The organism is Aureimonas psammosilenae (assembly GCF_009176975.1).
Lineage (GTDB): Bacteria > Pseudomonadota > Alphaproteobacteria > Rhizobiales > Rhizobiaceae > Plantimonas > Plantimonas psammosilenae.
The window spans coordinates 83,524-101,679 of the sequence record NZ_WEZG01000015.1 but is presented as its reverse complement, the minus strand read 5'-3'; the positions used below and the strand labels follow the sequence as shown (position 1 = coordinate 101,679).

The 18,156-nt window shown below is 67.8% G+C and carries 27 protein-coding genes and 1 pseudogene; 19 read left to right on the top strand and 9 right to left on the bottom strand.

Annotated elements, in window-relative coordinates; translation table 11 throughout:
• Window positions 1-53: 53 nt before the first annotated feature.
• From F9929_RS24915 to F9929_RS21015, 3 genes and pseudogenes are all read left to right on the top strand, one after another.
• Window positions 54-200, top strand: a pseudogene (locus F9929_RS24915) (MerR family DNA-binding transcriptional regulator); the annotation flags it as partial.
• Between the two features lie 6 nt (window positions 201-206).
• Window positions 207-470 carry a MerR family DNA-binding protein gene (locus F9929_RS24910; protein WP_407922265.1) on the top strand — a complete coding sequence of 88 codons (264 nt, stop codon included), beginning with the start codon at window positions 207-209 and terminating at the stop codon, window positions 468-470.
• Between the two features lie 170 nt (window positions 471-640).
• Window positions 641-1,408 (top strand): EipB family protein, encoded by a 768-nt coding sequence (locus F9929_RS21015; RefSeq protein ID WP_152048513.1) that lies wholly within the window; start codon window positions 641-643, stop codon window positions 1,406-1,408.
• Window positions 1,409-1,457: 49 nt separating this feature from the next.
• Here F9929_RS21015 and F9929_RS21010 read toward each other — a convergent pair whose 3' ends face one another.
• Window positions 1,458-2,045: a transglutaminase-like cysteine peptidase gene (locus tag F9929_RS21010; RefSeq protein ID WP_152048512.1), complete on the bottom strand. Its 588-nt coding sequence runs from the start codon at window positions 2,043-2,045 to the stop codon at window positions 1,458-1,460.
• 259 nt (window positions 2,046-2,304) lie between these two features.
• Between F9929_RS21010 and F9929_RS21005 the strand changes: the two genes are divergently transcribed.
• The 7 genes from F9929_RS21005 to F9929_RS20975 all read left to right on the top strand — a co-directional run bounded on the left by F9929_RS21005 (window position 2,305) and on the right by F9929_RS20975 (window position 7,250).
• The gene (locus F9929_RS21005) at window positions 2,305-2,604 is read left to right on the top strand and encodes an ArsR/SmtB family transcription factor (protein ID WP_152048511.1); all 300 of its coding nucleotides are present in this window, start codon (window positions 2,305-2,307) and stop codon (window positions 2,602-2,604) included.
• A gap of 615 nt (window positions 2,605-3,219) precedes the next feature.
• A complete protein-coding gene (locus F9929_RS21000; RefSeq protein ID WP_152048510.1) occupies window positions 3,220-3,513 on the top strand; it encodes a hypothetical protein in 294 nt (97 codons plus the stop codon).
• Window positions 3,514-3,638: 125 nt separating this feature from the next.
• Window positions 3,639-3,767 (top strand): hypothetical protein, encoded by a 129-nt coding sequence (locus F9929_RS24770; RefSeq protein ID WP_268915685.1) that lies wholly within the window; start codon window positions 3,639-3,641, stop codon window positions 3,765-3,767.
• A 69-nt stretch (window positions 3,768-3,836) separates the two neighbouring features.
• Entirely contained in the window at window positions 3,837-4,181 is a 345-nt protein-coding gene (locus F9929_RS20990) for a DUF6634 family protein (protein WP_152048508.1), read from the top strand.
• 43 nt (window positions 4,182-4,224) lie between these two features.
• Window positions 4,225-5,181, top strand: a complete 957-nt coding sequence (locus F9929_RS20985; protein ID WP_152048507.1) for a hypothetical protein — start codon at window positions 4,225-4,227, stop codon at window positions 5,179-5,181.
• 6 nt (window positions 5,182-5,187) lie between these two features.
• Window positions 5,188-6,411: an AAA family ATPase gene (locus F9929_RS20980; RefSeq protein ID WP_152048506.1), complete on the top strand. Its 1,224-nt coding sequence runs from the start codon at window positions 5,188-5,190 to the stop codon at window positions 6,409-6,411.
• 81 nt (window positions 6,412-6,492) lie between these two features.
• A protein-coding gene (locus F9929_RS20975; protein ID WP_152048505.1) for an IS5 family transposase occupies window positions 6,493-7,250 on the top strand; the annotation gives its coding sequence in 2 pieces (ribosomal slippage) (window positions 6,493-6,829 and window positions 6,829-7,250; 759 coding nt in all).
• A gap of 173 nt (window positions 7,251-7,423) precedes the next feature.
• On the opposite strand, the gene F9929_RS20970 is transcribed toward F9929_RS20975, so the two are convergent.
• From F9929_RS20970 to F9929_RS20950, 5 genes are all read right to left on the bottom strand, one after another.
• Window positions 7,424-7,621: a hypothetical protein gene (locus F9929_RS20970; protein WP_152048504.1), complete on the bottom strand. Its 198-nt coding sequence runs from the start codon at window positions 7,619-7,621 to the stop codon at window positions 7,424-7,426.
• Between the two features lie 74 nt (window positions 7,622-7,695).
• Window positions 7,696-9,747: a hypothetical protein gene (locus F9929_RS20965; protein ID WP_152048503.1), complete on the bottom strand. Its 2,052-nt coding sequence runs from the start codon at window positions 9,745-9,747 to the stop codon at window positions 7,696-7,698.
• Window positions 9,748-10,135: 388 nt separating this feature from the next.
• Window positions 10,136-10,543: a hypothetical protein gene (locus F9929_RS20960; RefSeq protein WP_152048502.1), complete on the bottom strand. Its 408-nt coding sequence runs from the start codon at window positions 10,541-10,543 to the stop codon at window positions 10,136-10,138.
• A gap of 11 nt (window positions 10,544-10,554) precedes the next feature.
• A complete protein-coding gene (locus F9929_RS20955; protein ID WP_152048501.1) occupies window positions 10,555-10,905 on the bottom strand; it encodes a hypothetical protein in 351 nt (116 codons plus the stop codon).
• 212 nt (window positions 10,906-11,117) lie between these two features.
• Window positions 11,118-11,495: a hypothetical protein gene (locus F9929_RS20950; protein ID WP_152048500.1), complete on the bottom strand. Its 378-nt coding sequence runs from the start codon at window positions 11,493-11,495 to the stop codon at window positions 11,118-11,120.
• A 69-nt stretch (window positions 11,496-11,564) separates the two neighbouring features.
• Here F9929_RS20950 and F9929_RS20945 point away from each other — a divergent pair, with 69 nt between their 5' ends.
• Complete coding sequence (locus F9929_RS20945; RefSeq protein ID WP_152048499.1) at window positions 11,565-11,831, top strand: hypothetical protein; 267 nt, start codon at window positions 11,565-11,567, stop codon at window positions 11,829-11,831.
• Here the strand turns inward: F9929_RS20945 and F9929_RS20940 are convergent.
• Entirely contained in the window at window positions 11,797-12,477 is a 681-nt protein-coding gene (locus F9929_RS20940) for a hypothetical protein (RefSeq protein ID WP_152048498.1), read from the bottom strand. The genes F9929_RS20945 and F9929_RS20940 overlap by 35 nt on opposite strands.
• Window positions 12,478-12,710: 233 nt before the next feature.
• Here F9929_RS20940 and F9929_RS20935 point away from each other — a divergent pair, with 233 nt between their 5' ends.
• From F9929_RS20935 to F9929_RS20900, 8 genes are all read left to right on the top strand, one after another.
• Window positions 12,711-13,004, top strand: a complete 294-nt coding sequence (locus tag F9929_RS20935; RefSeq protein WP_152048497.1) for a hypothetical protein — start codon at window positions 12,711-12,713, stop codon at window positions 13,002-13,004.
• On the top strand, window positions 13,001-13,351 hold the full coding sequence (locus F9929_RS20930; protein ID WP_152048496.1) for a hypothetical protein: 351 nt from the start codon (window positions 13,001-13,003) through the stop codon (window positions 13,349-13,351). Before F9929_RS20935 ends, F9929_RS20930 begins: the two co-directional genes overlap by 4 nt.
• Window positions 13,348-13,815 (top strand): hypothetical protein, encoded by a 468-nt coding sequence (locus F9929_RS20925; RefSeq protein ID WP_152048495.1) that lies wholly within the window; start codon window positions 13,348-13,350, stop codon window positions 13,813-13,815. Before F9929_RS20930 ends, F9929_RS20925 begins: the two co-directional genes overlap by 4 nt.
• Before the next feature lie 251 nt (window positions 13,816-14,066).
• Window positions 14,067-15,092, top strand: a complete 1,026-nt coding sequence (locus tag F9929_RS20920; protein WP_152048494.1) for a hypothetical protein — start codon at window positions 14,067-14,069, stop codon at window positions 15,090-15,092.
• A complete protein-coding gene (locus F9929_RS20915; RefSeq protein WP_152048493.1) occupies window positions 15,092-15,295 on the top strand; it encodes a hypothetical protein in 204 nt (67 codons plus the stop codon). The genes F9929_RS20920 and F9929_RS20915 overlap by 1 nt, the downstream gene beginning before the upstream one ends.
• Window positions 15,292-16,119, top strand: a complete 828-nt coding sequence (locus F9929_RS20910; protein WP_152048492.1) for an HIRAN domain-containing protein — start codon at window positions 15,292-15,294, stop codon at window positions 16,117-16,119. The genes F9929_RS20915 and F9929_RS20910 overlap by 4 nt, the downstream gene beginning before the upstream one ends.
• Window positions 16,116-16,493, top strand: a complete 378-nt coding sequence (locus tag F9929_RS20905) for a hypothetical protein (RefSeq protein ID WP_152048491.1) — start codon at window positions 16,116-16,118, stop codon at window positions 16,491-16,493. The genes F9929_RS20910 and F9929_RS20905 overlap by 4 nt, the downstream gene beginning before the upstream one ends.
• The gene (locus F9929_RS20900) at window positions 16,490-17,383 is read left to right on the top strand and encodes a hypothetical protein (protein WP_152048490.1); all 894 of its coding nucleotides are present in this window, start codon (window positions 16,490-16,492) and stop codon (window positions 17,381-17,383) included. Before F9929_RS20905 ends, F9929_RS20900 begins: the two co-directional genes overlap by 4 nt.
• Here the strand turns inward: F9929_RS20900 and F9929_RS20895 are convergent.
• Together F9929_RS20895 and F9929_RS20890 are read right to left on the bottom strand one after the other, a co-directional pair.
• On the bottom strand, window positions 17,376-17,690 hold the full coding sequence (locus F9929_RS20895; RefSeq protein WP_152048489.1) for a DUF3572 family protein: 315 nt from the start codon (window positions 17,688-17,690) through the stop codon (window positions 17,376-17,378). The two genes, F9929_RS20900 and F9929_RS20895, sit on opposite strands and share 8 nt — an antisense overlap.
• A complete protein-coding gene (locus F9929_RS20890; RefSeq protein WP_152048488.1) occupies window positions 17,687-17,884 on the bottom strand; it encodes a hypothetical protein in 198 nt (65 codons plus the stop codon). Before F9929_RS20890 ends, F9929_RS20895 begins: the two co-directional genes overlap by 4 nt.
• Window positions 17,885-18,156 lie beyond the last annotated feature (272 nt).

Genomic DNA, 18,156 nt, shown 5'->3' with positions numbered 1-18,156 from the left:
CTTGCCCCTTCCGCTCCACGGCGCTACCCCGGTGGACATCAGGAGGAGATGCGATGCGCGACCTCACCATCGGCGAGGCCTCGAAGGCTTCCGGCATCAAGGTTCCGACGATCCGCTACTACGAGCAGATCGGGCTCCTGGCGACCGCCAGGTCGGACGGCGGACGGCGCCTCTTCGACGAGGGCGACCTCAGGCGCCTGCGCTTCATCCGACACGCCCGCGAACTCGGCTTCGAGATCGAGCCCATCCGGCAGCTCCTGACGCTGTCCGGTCATCCCGGGAGTTCCTGCGAAGGCGCGGACGAGATCGCACGGGCCCACCTCGCCGACATCGACCACAAGATCGCACGCCTGACAGCGCTGCGCGTGGAGATCGCACGCATGGCCGACTGCACGAACTCCTCCGTCGACACCTGCCGGGTCATCGAGGTGCTCGGCGACCACGGGCGCTGCGTGGCGGACCACCATTGAAGGCCCGCCGCCCGCGATCTTCCGCGTCGCCCAGAGCCGCCAGGCGGCGGGATCGGCGGTCGGCACGAGCTTCACGATCCGCGGTTCGGTCGAGGCCTGCGGCGATCGATCGGTCCGTCGCAGCCCTCCTGGTCGTCCTCCTTGGGTCCCCGGTCGACGCGGCAGGTATCGTGCCCGCGAGAGCCGCCTATTCCATGATCGTCTCCTCGCCCACGGCGGGGCTGGTCGGCGGCGAAGGCACCTCGACGTGGAACCTGTCCCCTCCCGAATGCGGGCGTTACGATCTCGAGACCCGCACGACCCTCCGGCTGGACTATCAGCTCCAGGTCGAGTTCCGCAGCGAGCGCCTCGTTTCGTCCGAACAAGAAGCCTCCGGCACCTGGTCCTTCCGGACGTCGTCCCAGGATTTCGGACAGGAGGGGGACGTCGCGGAGGGCAGCGCCTCGCGCTCGCCGGACGGGATCAGGGTCAGGCTGGATGCTCCCGAGACGGAGGAGATCGAGCTTGCCTCGACGATCTCTCCGGTGGGCCTTCGCTCCCTTCTCGTCGATCGCGCAATCGCGGGCGAGCGGTTCGTGGAGACCGAGGTCTACGATGCGCGGATCCAGGCGGAGGAACGGCTGGCGGCCGCCGCGCTCATCCTCCCCTGGGACGGGTCGCGACGCCATGCCGAAGACGATCCGGCGGTACCGATGCCGCGTCCGGGGCTGAAGGGCCTTCGGCGCTGGGTCGTCTACCAGGACCTCTTCGAAGAGCACGCGGACGGCGACGGACGGCCGATCTCGACGAGCAGCTTCGTGCTCTATGAGAACGGCGTCGCCGACGACATCTCGATCGTCCTGCCGGAGGGAATCGTACACGGGCGTCTGACCCGGCTCGACCTCCCCGAGGCGCCGAGGTGTGGCAGGGATAGGCCTCCGGCCGGATCGAGAAATTGAGGCGTATCCGGCTCTACGTCTCGCGTCGGTTCGAGGCCGCCCGCCCGTTTCAGCGCACGCTCGCCACCGGCAAATCGCGCCCGTCCTGGATGGCGATCCACTTCGCAGGATCCTTGGGCGACTGCCGTTTGAGGTAGACGTATGGCGTCGCGCTCCAATCCCTCACCTCCTCGTCCAGGTTGTCGAGAACGAGGTCGCCCCTGTCGGTGACGACGGTCAGGACGGCATGGCCGTCGCCGTTTGCCTGGCGGAGCACCGTCAGGAGGAGCGACGAGCGCGGATAGCCGGCCCTCTCCAGCATGTACTGCTTCAGGAGGGCGTAGTCCTCGCAGTCTCCGGCCGTGACGGGATAGGTCCAGAGTTCCGGCGTGTCGTAGTTCTCCTCGTCCGTGAGCGGGGCGATCGCCCGATTCACCGCCCGGTTGACCCGATCGAGGTCGTTCCACGCCGACTTCGTCAAGGAGATGGACCGGGCCCCGCCGTCTCCCGGAAGGCAACGATCCGGATGCCGGCCGCAGAACTCGTAGTGGCCGACCGGCTGCGTCGTCGCGCCCCGTAGATCCATCCCGGCGACCGCTTCGCCGCCGCCTGCGAGGAGGACGAACGAGACTAGGATGAAGCGTATGACGCTCGGCATGAGAGCCCTCCGTAGGAATAAGCCACCCTCGCCGTCGCCGCTTTCGGTCGTCGCAAATCGATCGATCGACTTTTAGAGAAAGCTTCGTCCGAAGAACTCATGGTCAAGGTGCCCTTCACGTCTCGGCTCCCGGACAACGATCCGTGAACCTAAACCGCCGCATGAAAGACGCACGGCGTGCGCCAGCGACGTCAACCTTCCCGCCGGGTGCCTCGGGAGCACGGGTTGTCGTGCGGACGTGGACCCGTATGTTTGTTTCATGGAATTCGAAACAGCCGCCTCCATCATGACGTGCCTCGGCAGCCCGATGAGGCTGAGGCTCTTCCACATGCTCTCGAAGGCCGGTGAGGAGGGCATGGCGGTCGGCGATCTCCAGGCGGCGGTCGCGATCCCGGGACCGACGTTGTCTCATCATCTGGCGAAGATGGCGGCTGTCGGTCTCCTGACCCAGGAGCGCCGCGGCACCACCTTGATCTGCCGCGCCGTCCCGCATCCCGTGATGGCGCTGGGGTCGTATCTTTCCACCGAAGCGACCGCCCCCGGGTCATCCCGCCGCTGACCCTTCGACGACGGACGGTTCACCCGTCGTCTGCGGCAGCACTCTCCGCCCCGTCGATCGACCTACGACCTCCTTCCTGTTTGCCGCGTTCGAGCCGCTGCCGCCGTTTGGCGAAGCTTCAGGGGCCGTTAACGATGTTCGGGCGTTCCTCTAATGACTAGAGATTTGCCTCTTGGCGGCGTCGGTATTTTGATTATGTTGAAATTACAAGGACCGACCCGATCCTTCGCTTGCCGCCGCCGGAACGGCCGCAAGTCGAGTCGGGATGGTCCGACGGCGGGGACGCCCCGCATCCAGGGACGTCCGTAGGAGCCCTCTCCAGAGCCCCTCGGTTCCCGTTGTCCTCTCCAGACTTCCGCGAGAGGGTTCTCGTAACTCCATCCGCAAGCTTTCGCCCGGCCGACCTGTCGGCCGTGGCACGGGCGCTGCGCGAGCGACGCCGGACAGGCCGATCCCGTCCGACGAGATCCATGGAATGACATCGTCGGGCGGCCCCCCTCCCAGGTCCCGGGCGCACGCTTCCGCACGCCCGAATATTTTCACTATTATCAAAATATAGGGCGTGAGAGCGCCTTCCCAGACGACGCCGCATCCCCAGCCGCTGGAGGATCCACGATGCTCGATACCGCACGCCGACCCGTCTGCCATGGCGAGCCGAGGTTCCGTCTCGCGCAGGCCCTACGGTCTTCCGAGGAGGAGCGTTCCACGGGCATCGACCGCATGATCCTCGCGATGCCGGGGACGGACGCGGTCATGACGCTCGACGCGGTCCTCGAGATGTTGAGCGGCATCTGCCCACGCCCCTACGACGTCGTGGCGCAGGCCGTCAGGGCGAGGCTGTTCGTCGTCGAGTTCGTGGCGACGCCCCGTCCGTTCCCCTACCGTGAACTTCTCGTGCGCCGCCTGTGACGGGGGCCGTGACCTCCATGGAGGGGAAGCGTCCGCGGCCCGCCAACTCGCCGACAGGGTCCCTCGCCCCGGACGGCCGGACGCCCTCCGTCGACGGGACGACGCTCGTCGCCTTCGCGATACACATGAGGCACCGGCTCCCACCGACCGACCGACACGCCCTCGCCGCGCGTCTCGCCGGTCTGGGCGAGCCCGACACCGCCGCCAACCGCCTCGTCGCCGCCTGGCTGCTGCGCCACCCGCCGGACCCCTGAAACGACGGCCGCCCCACCCGCGGCTCCGCCTGCCGTCCCTTTCCCGTCCCACCGTCACAGGAGGCATCCTTGTCGACCTTTCCCTACGACGTGCCCGGCATTCCGCCGTGCTTCGAGACCCGGGACCTCGAGTGCCTGGAGCGTCTCCTGGCGGATCTGCGCACCTACGCCGCCGGCCAAGGCCCCTCGTCCGACGACCTCGAAGCGGCGCCGCTCGTCGACGCATGGATCACCGTTCCCGACCGGACTTCGATCCCTATCGGGGGCATGGTCTCGTCGCATCCGATCCTGCCCGATCGTGCGGCGGTGACGTCCCGCGTCTTCGCCATGGACCACGAGCGCCGTTGGATCCGCACCTACAGCCGCCTGTGGCGCCTGGGGGCGCCGCGTCCTCCGAGTTCACGCCGCTCGTGACGTCCCGCTTCACCTTCCGTTCCTGATTCGAGGAGCCCACCCCATGCTCGACGCCGTGATCGACGACTTCGACCCCGCCCCGACCGGGTCCGTTTCCCCGCCGCCGCCCCCGCCTCCGACGACGGGCACCGGCGCCCTCGCCCGGACCTTCGTCGAGATGCTCCTCGTCGATGCCGGGAAAGCCTCGACCGCCGGCTCGCCGTCGACCTTCCTCGACACCGGCGACCTGGCCGAGTTCGGTCTCGACGAGGAGGTCGACACGGGGGAGGCGCCGGCCCCGGTCGTCACCCTGTCCGTCGACGAGGCGGCGACCGCGATCCTCCTCGCGGCTCGTTTCGAGGAGGCGCCGGGCACGCTGCGCGCCCTGCGCCGTGAATCGCCCGTCCTCGTCGTGGAGGTGCCCTACGCCGGCATGATGGAGATCGTCGACCGCGTGCTTCGCGTATGCGCCCTCGGTCGCTCGACGCAGGTCATGTCGATGGGCGCGCTGGACGCCGTCGGCGCGTCCGGACGCTCCGGCGTCGACCGCCGCCGCGCCGCCATCCTCTTCTGCGACGTCGACACCCGTGGCCGTGCCATCCTGGAGCGGCGCGCCCTGGTCGCCCTGTCGATCGCGATTCCGGTCTGTGCGCTCTCGGTGGCCGCCGCGCGTGCCGTGCCCGAGCCGCTGCGTGCCGTGGCGGACCGGGTGGTCAGTTTCGGAGGTTGGAGTCCGCCGCTCCTTTCCGTCCTGGTCCAGGCGGTCACGGGCGATCCGACGGAGGTTCCGGCGGAGGCTTGGGTCGGCGCCGTGACGCTCGACGACCTCCGCATGTCCGTCTCCGCCCAGCGCGGCGCGGCGGGGTCGTTGGAGCGACTTCGTTCGAGCGTCCTTCGCCGTCTTTCCAGGGGGCAGGAGTTACCGGATCTTGCCGATCTGCACGGCTATGGCGAAGCCAAGACCATTGGTTTGGAAATGCTCGCCGACCTCCGCGCCTATCGCGAAGGTACGATCGGCTAGGAGGCGATGCCCCGCGGTCTCGTGCTCGCCGGACCGCCGGGTACCGGCAAAACCCTCTTCGCGAGGAGCTTCGCGAGATCGGCCGGTTTGCCGCTCGTGATCGGCTCCCTGGCGCAGTGGCAGTCGACCGGCGACGGCCATCTCGGCGACTGCCTTTCCGCGATGAAGAAATGCTTCTCGGACGCCCGTGCCGCCGCACCTTCCATCCTCTTCATCGACGAGTTGTACGGCATCGGGGATCGCGAGGCTTTTCATCCTCGCGCCAGGGACTACGGCGCCCAGGTCGTGAACGGGCTCCTCGAAGAATTGGACGGTGCAAGCGACCGGACCGGCGTCGTCGTGCTCGCCGCCACCAACCACGTGTCCCGCATCGACAAGGCCATCCTGCGGCCCGGCCGCTTGGACAGGGTGGCGCGGATCGAGATGCCCGACGTCCCCGCCTTGGTCGGCATCCTGCGCACGCAGCTCGGCGACGACCTGCCGAGCGCCGATCTGCTGCCGATCGCGCTCGCGGGACGTGGCGGCAGCGGCGCGTCGGTCGCTTCCTGGGTGCGGCAGGCTCGCGGCACCGCCCGCCGTGCCGGACGCGGAATCGAGGTCGCCGACCTCCTCGCCGCCGTCCGCGAAGGGCGCGTGCAGGTTCCTGCCGACGAGCGTCGCCGCATCGCGATCCACGAAGCCGCGCATGCCTGCGCCGCGGTGGCCTGCTCCATCGGTACGGTCCACGCCCTGACGATCCACGACACCGGCGGTGTTACGCAACTGATTCCGACGGCGAGGACGACGACGCGCTCCGAGGTGATGGGGATCGTCGTCTACCTCCTCGCCGGCCGGGCGGCGGAAAAGGCGTTTCTCGGCTCGATCTCCGCGGGCGCCGGCGGTTCGGCGACGTCCGACCTCGCGCTGGCGACGCGGGCGGCCTTCGGGATCGAGGCGTCCTGGGGCTTGGACACCCTGGGCCCCATGTGGCTGGGTGATCCCGAGCAGGACTTCACGATGCTGGCGTGCGTTCCCGGGTTTGCCGCGTCCGCCCGCGACCTTCTCCTTCGTTGCGAGGCGGAGGCGGACCGGCTCGTGACGCAGAACGAGGCCGCCATCCGTCGATGCGCGGAGCGCCTCTTCGACGCCGGTCACCTGGACGCCGAAGCGGTTCTCGAGGCCTTGGGTCCGATCCCGCCCTTCCGCACCGCAGACCTCGATCGCACCGGCGCCGGCACCCACTCGGGCTGACCTCGACACGCACTGGCCTAGGGTCAGGACCCATTGATTTGAGGCGTACCGTCTGATTCAGGCTCCGCGGGGGGACTGGATATGAGCGACCTGTACTGGCTGACGGACGAGCAGATGGCGCGGTTGCGGCCGTTCTTTCCCAAGAGCCATGGCAGACCGAGGGTCGATGACCGCCGCGTGCTGAGTGGGATCATTTTCGTCAACCGCAACGGCCTACGATGGCGGGATGCACCGAAGGATTGTGGTCCCGCGAAGACGCTCTACAATCGCTGGAAGCGCTGGGGCGAGATGGGTGTCTTCGTCCGCATGATGGAGGGGCTGGCCGCAGCCGGTGCCGAGCGCAAGACAATCATGATCGACGCGACCTACCTGAAGGCGCACCGCACGGCATCGAGCCTGGCGGTCAAAAAGGGGGGCTTGGACGCCTGATTGGCCGCACCAAAGGCGGCATGAACACCAAGCTTCATGCCGTGGCCGATGCGAACGGACGCCCGCTGAGCTTCTTCCTGACCGCCGGGCCGGTCAGCGACTACACCGGGGCAGCGGCGCTTCTGGACGATCTGCCGAAGGCTCAGTGGCTGCTGGGGGATCGGGGCTACGACGCCGACTGGTTCCGGGACGCCTTACAGGCGAAGGGCATCAAACCCTGTATTCCCGGGCGGAAGTCTCGCAATGCTCCTGTGCGCCACGACAAACGCCGCTACAGGCGACGCAACCGCATCGAGATCATGTTCGGGCGACTGAAGGACTGGCGGCGCGTCGCGACCCGCTACGACCGATGCCCAACCGTCTTCTTCTCCGCCATAGTCCTCGCAGCCACCGTCCTGTTCTGGCTGTGAGCTATGAGTCCTGACCCTAGCGACGCCCGTATCACCCGCTCTACGGACCTGCTCCTCGCCCAACAGGTACTTCAGATACCGGCTCTGAAGCGGGTTCACGTGCACGTCGGACTCGGCCTCATCGTCGCCGTCGGCGTAGCGGCCGCGGCGCATCGACATCGACGACCGGCCCGTCAAGCGACCCTCGTGAAGGGGACGGCGCCTCCGTCGACCTCGCGGTCGACCACGTCGGACAGTCTCTTGATGGCGTTCGTGGCGACCTCGTTCAGGCCCTTCTGAGCCTCGCGCCCGAGGGCGTCGCCGAGCGCGTCGAAGGCCGCGGCCATGCCGTCCAAGCCGCCTACTGTAGCCGTCGTCCTTGGCGCCGGCATGCACGACCTCCGTGTCGGAAGATCCTTCCTGCGCGCACCGCAGGGCTGGTTTCGAGGCGACGTTGCCGGCTGGGTCACGCGGCCAGCTGCATCTCCTCTTCGTCGTCGTACCACGGCAGGTCGGTCTGGAACGGCGGCTCGTCGTCATTCGCGACGTCGGGGGCTCCGACGACCATCGAGGGCCGATGAAGGGTATCGGTGACGGGGCTGTGGACGGCGGCGTTCTCCTCGAACGACATGCCGAGGTCGTAGCGGCCGGCATAGCTGACCTCGACGCGGAGACGACGGCCGACGCCTGCGAGCGTTCGGAGATAGGTCTCGACGACGCGACCGGCGGCGGCTTGATCGGCGACGGGGATGACGGCGTCCCTCTCGGCCCCGTTCCACAGGTAGACGACACACTCGCGACGTCCCGGCAGCGACCACGTCCACGTCGCGCCGTTGTGGGTGGACTGCGCAAGGCCGAAGCCGATCTGCGACGACCAGTCGATGCAGGGATCGGCAGCGGGACCAGAGACGGCCATGGCAGCGGCGACGGCGCGGTCGTGCCGGCGAAGTTCGAGAGATGCCAGGACCGAGGAGCGATCCCACGGAAACGAGCGCAGGGAACGGACGGAGGAAGGGTCGTGACGTTCGACGTCAGGCGATCCTGTCGGGGATTCGACGTTGGATGCGTCTTCGGACGGGTCGACGTCGGAATCCAACGTGCGGGCTTCTGCGGGGGCGTTGAGGACGGCAGCGAAGGAAATACGAAGGGACGATCGGTCTTCGGCCTCGGGATGGGGCTCGCTCGCTGCGCTCGCTCGCACCGCAGCGTTCGACTCCTGGGATTCGACCGGAAAGAGAGAAGAAGAAGGAAGAGAAGAAGAAGGGTATGTCAGAACGTTATGACCCAACCGCATTGATTCCGTTGCCTTTTCCCCGCCAACCTTCGCGTTCGCGGAAACCGTCCTCTTCAGTTCGATGTCGGGCAGCCCGGCGGCCCTCGCGGCATCGCGCATGACCTCCTCGAGGACGTCGGCGGCGCTCTCGCGGACGATGAAGCTGTCGTGAACCGGCAGGCACGGCTCGCCCGCCTTCATCATGGCCTTGAGGACGTTCGTCGCGATGTCCGAGTCCCTGCGCATCAGCCGGGCGCCGGCGTCCGAGCAGAACGCCCGCTCGATCGCCTTGTGACGCTTCCGGACGTCCGCGATCAGGAGTCGCGCCTTCTGCTCGGCATCCTTGGATCCACGTTCCGCGACCTCGGCCATCGCGGCCTTGCGGGCGAGCGAGTACGCCGCCTCGCGCATGTTGTCGGCGTTGATCATGACGAGCATCGCCATCTTGGCGAGCTTCCGCGGCCAACCGACGAGGTCGTACGCGTCTCCCTCGAGCTTCGCGCCGACCTCGGCATAGAGCATGGCCGGATGCATCGTCCCGATGTCGATCTCGGCCACGGGCTCGTCCCGGATGAGGATCTCCAACCGTTCCGTGTCGGACATGACCTGCCACGCGCCACCGACCGGGTACCAGCGGCCGCCGCGGTCGAGGTCGACGTTGAAGATGCGGCGCATGTACCCGAACTCGCTGATGTCGTCCTCGCCGAGGAAGGCGTTGACCGCATCGACTTCCGCCTCCATCCGCTCGACCTTCCGCGTCCTCGGCAGCGGCATGGATTCGCCGGCGGCGTTCCGCAGGATCACGGACCGGATCGGCTTCAAGGGGACGGGCTTGCCGCGGACGCGGACCGCCTCCTGGTACGCGTCGATCAGGATCCGCTTCGGCGCCATGGCGCTGCGCCAGCCGCAGCCGCAGCCGCGGATCGACGGCGCTCTCTTGTCATGGTCGATCCAGCCCTTCTCGTCCATCAGATCGACGGTCGGGACGATGCGGCGGTACGTGTGCATCACGCTCGGCGCGTCGGCGGCGAGGTAGAAGCTGCGGTCGCGGCTGTAGGAGGTCTCCGGCTTGCCCTTCAGCGCGTTCTGGACGATGTCGGCGATGATCGCCGCCTCTTCCTCGGAGCATCCCAGGATCCGGCGAAGCTCCTTGCAGATGCCCCGAATCTCCCACCGAAGGCAGAGCGGCGGCTGGCGCAGCTTCTCGGCCTCGAGGTCTTCGACGTGTTCGTGTCCGTAGTCCAATTCCCTACCCGATCCGTGTAGGCCGAGCGAGGGATCGGGGTTGCCGCTTTCGCGCCGAGGCGCTATAAGCAGCCCATCCAATGCCCTGTCCCTCACCGGCCAGGTTTCTGTCTGAAAAGGGCTCGCTGCCAGGCGGGCCCTTTTCGTTTCTGAGGCGAAAATAGGCAGATCCGGCGACCTCCGGCAAGGGCCCATTTTCCCGCTAAATACCCATCACTGTTAGGTTATTCGCCTCCGCCGTCGCCGCCGGGAGCGTTATGTCCAAGGCCGTGACACTTATCTCGACCCCGGAATCACTTATCTCGATCTCGGCGGCGCTTCCGTCCCTGCGCAACCGCCTGTTCCGCATCGCGGACCGCCCGGGCCCCTTCAGGCGGACCCTTCACGATCATGACGGCGCATCCGCCGGAGCCTCCAACGGCACGTACCTCGGCCGGCCGCGGGGAACGCGTTTCGGAATGTGCTTCCCCGACAGCACAAGCATCGTGACCGCCATGCCGAACGGCCCCGGATCCAAGCCTTCGACCCTGCCGGTCCGGATCCGATGCCACAACGCCGAAAGCGCCTTCGCGTCGTCCGGCGTCATGGCGAGGACGCCGGCGCGCTTCTTCTCGATCGCCGATCGGCTCTGACCCAGGTAGGCCATTGCTTCTTCCGTCGACAGGCCGCACGCGGCGATCGCGTGCGAGAAGCCGGGACGCATGCGCCTGGCACGGTCGCGCTGCTCGTCCGTCCGCAGACCCGCCAGCGGGTCCTCGAGCTCGGTCACCTCGTCGACCTCGATCTCGTCGTCCATAGCCCTCTCCATCACATCCGCATCCCGGAGCCGAACGCGGGCGCCGGCGCCTCCTCGTCTTCGAAGGCCTCCATCACCGCAGCGTCGACCAGTGCCGCGAGCTCCGTATCCGTCGGCGGCGGCAGGCCGCCGTCGTCCCAGGCGGAGGGATTGAGCTCGCACGCCGCCGTTTCCGCCGCCGCTTCGAGCACGTCGTCGAACCATGCAGCCTGATAGCCGGACAAGCGTTCCCTAAGGGAAGTTGGCAAGTTGCCGTAACTCGCGGGCACGTTGCCGACGACGTGCATGTGGACGAGACGAGCGGCACGGCGGCGGGCGGCGGACTCGGCGGCGGCGGTTTCGGGTGTGCTCCGGTGCGGCATCGGCGTTCTCCTGCCGCTCGCGGTAGAGCGGGCTCGGATGCGAACATCGGGGCGGAGCAAGAAAGACGAAAGCAAGAAAAATCCTGCCGGTTAACAGCAGGCATTTTACGGATCGCAGACGGTTCTGCCGGGCTGTGTGAAAAGCGTTATGCGGCCCCTCGTTCTCTCACGGAGAATGAGGGAGTAACGGGGGTGCCGTCGCAGTTGCCATCTCACGCCCTGAGATCTCCGGACGTCGCCTCCGCCCGATATTTCGCAGCCTTGACAATGCCTTGGCACGCTTCCGAGGTGAAGTAGAGCACGCGCCGGCCGACCGCCTTCCGAGCCGCCTTCTTCGAGTAGCCTGCGTACTCCAGCCCCGCGATCGCGCTCGCCGCAAGGGCCGGCGCGAGGACCTTCGCCTCGGCCGGCGGCAGCGCTTGGATATAGAGACCGATCGCCTCGACCAGTGCCCTATCGACGATCCTCATGTCCGGTTCGTCGGCGTGGGCGGCGCGATGGCGGGCGGAGTACTCGGCCTGCCGGCGCCTCTCTTCCCGAGTGCGGAATTTCGTTGGGACGCGGTCAGGCATTAACCCTTCCTTCTGCATTTCGTGCTCTCCTCTGCTTCGTGAGATGCCTCCGGCCGGTGCCGCCCGCGTCCCGCCGGAGATCGACCGATGTCGTACAACCCTCACGGATTCTGCCGCGGCCTCGAAGGCGGCATCCAGAGCCTCGCGATGGCCGCTTTCAACGCGGCGCAGGCCGAGCGCCAGATCGACCGCAGCGCGCCGGACGCCATCGATCTGATGGCCCGACACCTGCGCCGCGAGCGCGGCATCAGCCGCGCCCTGGCACTCGAGCTCGAACTGGCCCTCGCCCGCATCGGGGAGCTCGAAGCCGCGCAGGCTTCTACGCGGCCTCGTCGTAGTTCCGCTCCGCGTTGACGCGCCGAGGAAGGTGATCGCCGACGCGGGCACGGGTCCGGACGAGGTCGCGGGCTTCGCGCAGGATGTCGTCCATCTGATCCCCGTCCGGGCTGTCGCCGTTGCGCACTCTTCTGTCGATCAGGATCTGGCACCACTCGACCTCCGTCGGCAGCCGCTTCGCCTCGCGCTCCTCTTCGGCCCGACGCTCGTCGGCCGGCAGCAGCGGGATCCCGCGGTAGCCGTCGCCGCGCAGGTGATCCTCGATCTCGCTGTCCCTCGCGTTGATCAGCAGGCCGAGGTGGAACGCCCCCAGGCCCTGTAGCCACTCGAGGACCTCCCGCTCTTCCGCGACCGCGGGGTCGAACAGGGCCCGCGACACGGCCCGACCTTCCGAGAGCTCCTTCGCCGCCAGCCGCACTCTCTCCGGCTCCGACCGTCGCACCTGCGCCGCCGCCTTCCGGGCTTCCCGGGCGGCCGCGAGCGCCGCGAGCTGATCGTCCGGAGAATCCTCGCCGACGACGTCCTCGGCGACGTCCAGGCTCGCGGTGTTCCGAGCCGGCCTGAGGACGTTCATGACCGTCCGGATCCCCCCGACCACGATTTCCACAGGAACGAGCACCAGGCGGGCGACGCCGGCCAGAATCTTCGAGAGCAGAGCACGCATCGGACTTCCTTTCCTTGGTTTGTGACCGGACCATAGAACAGCGTGAAGAAAGTTTTCCTGAAGTCCTATTTCTGCACGTCCAAAATCCTTCGAATGTCGAACGATCTATATCCTTCTCATTGAAAGGATTGCGTTTCCAGATCCAAAGGCGAACGATCCGACGTCATCTTTCAAGTTGCCCCTCATACTTCCCATGCCTATCTTTCCCCGAAATGGTTGCTTCGGAACGGCAGATGGACAAGCGGTTCAGCCCGGCATGGACGGAAGAAGAGAAGACGAAGCTGCGCGACATGCTGCGCGTCGGCCGCTCGGTGCGCGACGTCGCCGAGGTCCTCGGCAGGCCCGTGACGGGCGTGCAGACGATGGCCTCCCGGCTCGGCGTGACGTCCTGGGACAGCATCCTCGCCCCGACCCGCGAGCGCATGCGGGACCCCGCCGCCGAGGGTTGGGCGTCGAGCCGCATCGCCCGGCGCCTTCAGGTCCCCGTCGAAGCAGTCGACTTCTATACCGGGCGGGCGGCGTCGTGAGCCGTCGCTGGACCGAAGCCGAGGACGAGAGGCTCTACGCGCTCGCGTGCTCCGGCATGCGGCACGACAAGATCGGCGCCGAACTCAACCGTTCTCCTTCCGCCGTCCAGTGGCGCGCCCGGCTGCTCGGCGCGTCGAGCCGTCGCCGACGCTGGACGAGAAGGGACGACGCCGCCCTCCGGCCGCTCCGCGCCGCCGGCCGCTCCGTCGAGGACATCGCGACCGCGATGGGGCGCACGCCGGACGCGATCCAGGTCCGCATGTCGCGGCTCGGCGTGTTTCTCCCGTCCTCTCTTTCGTCCGCCGTCGGCAGGGTCCGAGGCGCAACCGCACAGGAGTCCGCATGAACACGCTCTCGCTCGTCCGCGACGCCCTGGTCACGATTTCCTCGACCAGCACCTGCGCCGACGCCACCGCAATCGCGAACGACGCTCTGGCCCGTCTCGACCCCTACCTGGAGCGCAAGCGCCAGTCCGCGTCGCGGCTCCTCGTCGGGGTCGACGAGACCTGCATCACCAGGTGCGACCAGTTCGGCGAAGGCGCCTTCCAGCTCCGAGCCCGGCTCGGGACCACGGAAGTCTCCGAGTACCATTTCGGCGAGCCCTCCCGCGAGACGGACGCGACCATCCTGCGGAACGTCCGCTCTGCGATCCTCGACTCCCTCCGCGTCGAGCTCGTCCGCAACAGCGTAGTAGAGGCATCGGACAAGGATATCCTCGACGCCCTCGACGCGGCGGAGCGCGGCGGAGACGACGAGGTCGGCGAGATCCTCGCCGCAGCGCACGATCGCGGCCTCCGGCTCCTGTCGTGACCGCCCACGCGACCCGGAATGGGTGCGGTCTGCCCGCACGTATTTCCCGCCTCTCGGCCGAAGACCAGGCCCTCGTTGAGCGTCTGGTCGCGAGGCTCGAGGAGCGCGCAGCGGCGGCCTCGGAGACACCCACCGACCGACTCAGGCGGCGCATCGAGGCCGTCCGGAGCCGGCAGACCTAGACCTGACATCGATCCCAAGGCCCCGCCGGCGCACAGAGGCCGGTCCGGGCGAAACGCGAGGAATGCAGAGTGACCGAACAGAAGATTACCCGGAAGCCCCACCGCAAGCTCGTCGCGCTCGATTTCGACGGCGTGATCCATTCGTATTCGTCGCCCTGGACCGACGCGGCGACGATCTCGGACCCGCCGACGCCGGGGTCGATGCAGTTCCTCCGCGACTTCGTCGAGGACGAGCGGTTCGAGGTCGTCGTCGTATCGAGCCGGCTGTCGCAATCGGGCGGGACGAATGCCGTCGCGCAATGGCTCTTCGACCGGTTGGCAGGCGAGTTCGGTGCCGAGGAAGGCGACCGTATCCACCGGCAGATCGATCTGTCGGCGAAGCGACCGCCGGCGCACATCACCATCGACGACCGCGGCTGGCAGTTCGACGGCACGTGGCCCGACCTCGACGCGATCGACGCCTTCAAGCCCTGGAACAAGAGGCCGACCGTGGACGGCGAACCCTGCCTGTCGGCCGACGAGCTGCCCGTGCCCGAGCGCATGTCTCGGTACGCGGCGGCGCAGGGCAAGACCGTGGACGAGGTCCTGGCGGATCCGAACGTCGTGAAGGTCGAACGCCCGACCGTCAACGGCGTGCCGCTCCTGACGGCTGAAGAGACGGTGGACCTGTTCGCCAAGGCCATCGGTGTCATTCGCGGAGGAGCAGCCGACCTTCAGAAGCGGATCGACGAGATCGCGCCAGGTAAGGTCGATGTCATGGCGGCGATCAAGAGTGCGCTGCAGGGTCTCGCGTCAGAGCCGAAGAAGCCGTTCTCCCTCGACCGCGAGTTCGAGCCGTACGCCGGCATCGAGGCCACCATCGTCGCCGCCATTCCGCCCGGCACCCCGATCAGCCGTGCGAGTGCCGGCGGAGACCTGGGCTGGCGCGTCGGCCACGGCTGGCTGTCGGCCGAGGGCTGTGACCCGTGGCAGCCGGACCGTATCCGCGATGTCGCACGGTCGCTCGCCGCGATCCCGCCGATGAAGGGCGAGAAGCCGCGGGCGGGCGATCCGGAGCTCGTCGAGCGGACGCTCTCGAACGGGAGGGCGATGTGATGCGCCTGAGCCCGCTAATCCGCCGGGAACTCGAAGCCTGCCCGCTTCCGTGGACGATCGAGGAGCGAAAGCGCAACACCGCGATCCGGATCGCCGGTCGTCTCGTCGGTACGCTCGGTCACGGTCATCACCACGACGTCGGTCACACGACGCGGAACATCCGAGCAGCGATCCGCAGGTTCGTCAGGGAGCGGACGCAATGATCGACCTCTCCGGCCTCCTAGAGACCCCGGTCGGGATCGAGGCGCCCCGCATCGATGCCGGCGAACCCTGGATGGCGACGCACGTCGCCGGGCTGCAGTTCTACGATTACGACCAGGACGACGGGCTCGAAGGCCGGGTCCGTCCCGCCGTCGGCGGCCGCCTCCATCTGGTGCGGGTGCCGGAAAATGCGCACGATCCAAACGCCGTCGAGGTCTGGTGGAAGAACGAGCATCGGCTCGGCCACGTGCCGCGCCATCTCGCCCGCATCGTCGCGCCGGAGCTGGATGCCGGCAGACCGCTCCGAGCCTACGTCTGGAACGGCGGCGACGGATCGGCGTGGTCGATGGACATGCTCCTCGTCGGGGCGGCCGTCGCCGAACTTCACGGGCAATGGCTGGAGCGCGAAGCCCAGGAAGCCGAATATGGGCTCCAGAGGGTCGAGAAGCGTCGTCGGCGCGAATCGACTGGTCTCGTCCACGCCGACATCATCGCCCAGGAGCAGTGGAACCGGAGGCACGAGCGCCTGACGCACGCCATCTCCGTCTTTTCGAAGATGCCTTGGGAGCCGGAGCTGCCACGTGTCGGCGAAACGGCGTCGGCGGGTCGCCTCGGCCATCTCGCCGGCGTCTCGGCGTCGACGGTGCATCGAATCGCGGCCCGGCTGGGGATCCCGAAAAAGATCGCATCCCGGGGATGGTACAAGCGGGCCTTGCCTTACGAGTTGACGCCGGAGCTGCGCGAAGCGTTGGCCGATCGGTGCCGGCGGCCGCGGGCGATCAAGAGGCAGGCGATGGGGCTCAGCCGCGACAGGTGCGCGGCATGAGCATGCAGCCCGAGCCCATTATCGAAGACATTGCCCTCTCTGACGGGCGGCGATGGCAGCACGTCCGTCTCGCTGGCGCCCGCATCGACCTCGCGGAAGAGATGCGAATGGAGATCTCCGAACTCGGCACCTTCCTCGTCTTCGACCCGCACGAGACGGGCGGCTACCTCGCGCTCCGGACGTCGGCCGGCCGGACGCAATGCGTCGCCCGCGTGGATTTCGGCGAGCTGGACGACGTACGCGGGCCGAACGGCCGTCCGGGGACGCCGGAGGAATGGACGCTGGCCGAGGAAGTCGCACCGGCGATCGGACGGCAGATCATGATCGATGCCGGGTACGCGGTCGAGGACGAGCCGGGAGCGATGGTGCCGTGATCGAGAACGAGCCCCTCCGCCGCCGCCTCGCCGAGCTGCACGACATCTACCTGGTGCCGGCGCCGAACGATCATCTCGCCCGCCGTGTCGACGCGCCGGAATTTGTATTCCTTCCGGGCGTCTCTCCCCGCATCTCGACCTCGGTGGAGACGATCGTGAAGCCGAACCGCGGGAAGCGGCATGCCCGCACCCACAGGATCGTCGTCGATTCGGATCGGGTCGCGGCCGCCGTCGCGGCGATCGGCACCGACGTCGTGATGAATCTGATCGTCGTCGATGCGGAGATCGTCGGCAACCTCGATTTAGTGCCGATTTGGAAGGTCGTCGGGATCGACGGCGGGATGAAGGGAAATCAGTTGCCGAAGCTGAGGGAGGCATGGGTCTCCCGGGCTTCGGACGGGATGTTCGTCTTCGCTCCGACACGGGACGGCATGAGGACATGCCTGCAGCGGTACTGGAAGGCCGACGCGCCGGAGGACTGGCAACGGGTGCGCTTCCATGGTGTGTCGGGCTCGGACCACATCGTCACCGCGGCCAATGCTGTCCGCAGGCACGATCTCGGCCGATCGAGGAAGGCAGATCCGAAGCGCGACTGCTTCTGGATCAGCGGGCACAGCCGGTGCCAGATCGAGGTCGGCGAGATGCTGCACGGCCGGTGGACGACGCGGTTTGTCGAGCGGGTCCGTCCGTTCTTCGAGCTCGTCTGGAAGGCTGACGACGGTGTGCTCGTCCGGGTGAGGAAAGGAGGGCTTCCGGCGCCGGAGCGTTACGCGGAATGGAAGGCGTCGGAGGCGCGCCGGATCGCCGAGGAGGTCCGGCAGGCCGAGCTCGACGCCCGAACGCGGGAGGACGACGAGGACGACGCGGCGCTGGCCAACGTCTTCATGTAGCGGCGCCGGCGAAGTCCTCCGGGGCGATGCCGGCCTGCTTCGCCAGGGCGTTCCGCGCCCACCCGATCGTCTCCGGCCGCACGTGCAGCTGCGACGCGAGGTCGAGGAGATCGGGCTCGTGCGCGAGGAAGAAGTCGAGGACGGCGACGAAGAAGGACGGCTGCGTCGCAAGCCGGCGGAGGTCGCCGATCGCGAAGCCCGTCACCTCGACGAACTTGTCGATCAGGTCTTGATGGGACGCGATGAAGGTCAGGGCTTGGACGCCGATTTCGGGGGCGTCGATGACGGGTTCGCGCTCGCGGATCACCGGCGAGCTCCCCGGCGGATGTAGCCCGCGCTGATCCTCGCCCCGTAGGCCTCCATCAAGGACCGCTGGCCGAGGATCAGGGACCGAATCGCCGTGCGCTGGTCCCCGCCGGCCGTCGCGATGGCGGCGTCGACGGCGGCTTCGAGGTCGTCCGTGAGAGGCAAGTCGATGAGCTTCTCGGCGAGTCTGGACATTAGGGGCGCCTCCAATTCGGTCGGGGAGGTCTGACTCCGCGTGCCGGCGGAGTCGAGGTTTTGTTCTCCATACGTTCTCACCTGTGGATATGCCGTTAACCGACGTGCAGGGACGTTCCGAAGTCGGACTTGAAGGGGGCGGCGGCGGGGCCTATGTCGAGGGGGAGCGTCGCCGAGGAAGGGCGCCGCGTTCGTCAGCTGCGAGGAATGCAGCCTGTTGGATATCCGGCTCCGCGGTTCGGGGTCGAGGGGATGTGGGGGCGCCGCCGGCG

Coding starts and splice junctions, on each gene's coding strand:
- F9929_RS21010 (WP_152048512.1), bottom strand. CDS start 2,045: ATGCCGAGCGTCATACGCTTCATCCTAGTCTCGTTCGTCCTCCTCGCA.
- F9929_RS21005 (WP_152048511.1), top strand. CDS start 2,305: ATGGAATTCGAAACAGCCGCCTCCATCATGACGTGCCTCGGCAGCCCG.
- F9929_RS21000 (WP_152048510.1), top strand. CDS start 3,220: ATGCTCGATACCGCACGCCGACCCGTCTGCCATGGCGAGCCGAGGTTC.
- F9929_RS24770 (WP_268915685.1), top strand. CDS start 3,639: ATGAGGCACCGGCTCCCACCGACCGACCGACACGCCCTCGCCGCGCGT.
- F9929_RS20985 (WP_152048507.1), top strand. CDS start 4,225: ATGCTCGACGCCGTGATCGACGACTTCGACCCCGCCCCGACCGGGTCC.
- F9929_RS20980 (WP_152048506.1), top strand. CDS start 5,188: ATGCCCCGCGGTCTCGTGCTCGCCGGACCGCCGGGTACCGGCAAAACC.
- F9929_RS20970 (WP_152048504.1), bottom strand. CDS start 7,621: ATGCCGGCGCCAAGGACGACGGCTACAGTAGGCGGCTTGGACGGCATG.
- F9929_RS20960 (WP_152048502.1), bottom strand. CDS start 10,543: ATGGACGACGAGATCGAGGTCGACGAGGTGACCGAGCTCGAGGACCCG.
- F9929_RS20955 (WP_152048501.1), bottom strand. CDS start 10,905: ATGCCGCACCGGAGCACACCCGAAACCGCCGCCGCCGAGTCCGCCGCC.
- F9929_RS20950 (WP_152048500.1), bottom strand. CDS start 11,495: ATGCAGAAGGAAGGGTTAATGCCTGACCGCGTCCCAACGAAATTCCGC.
- F9929_RS20945 (WP_152048499.1), top strand. CDS start 11,565: ATGTCGTACAACCCTCACGGATTCTGCCGCGGCCTCGAAGGCGGCATC.
- F9929_RS20940 (WP_152048498.1), bottom strand. CDS start 12,477: ATGCGTGCTCTGCTCTCGAAGATTCTGGCCGGCGTCGCCCGCCTGGTG.
- F9929_RS20935 (WP_152048497.1), top strand. CDS start 12,711: ATGGACAAGCGGTTCAGCCCGGCATGGACGGAAGAAGAGAAGACGAAG.
- F9929_RS20925 (WP_152048495.1), top strand. CDS start 13,348: ATGAACACGCTCTCGCTCGTCCGCGACGCCCTGGTCACGATTTCCTCG.
- F9929_RS20915 (WP_152048493.1), top strand. CDS start 15,092: ATGCGCCTGAGCCCGCTAATCCGCCGGGAACTCGAAGCCTGCCCGCTT.
- F9929_RS20910 (WP_152048492.1), top strand. CDS start 15,292: ATGATCGACCTCTCCGGCCTCCTAGAGACCCCGGTCGGGATCGAGGCG.
- F9929_RS20905 (WP_152048491.1), top strand. CDS start 16,116: ATGAGCATGCAGCCCGAGCCCATTATCGAAGACATTGCCCTCTCTGAC.
- F9929_RS20890 (WP_152048488.1), bottom strand. CDS start 17,884: ATGTCCAGACTCGCCGAGAAGCTCATCGACTTGCCTCTCACGGACGAC.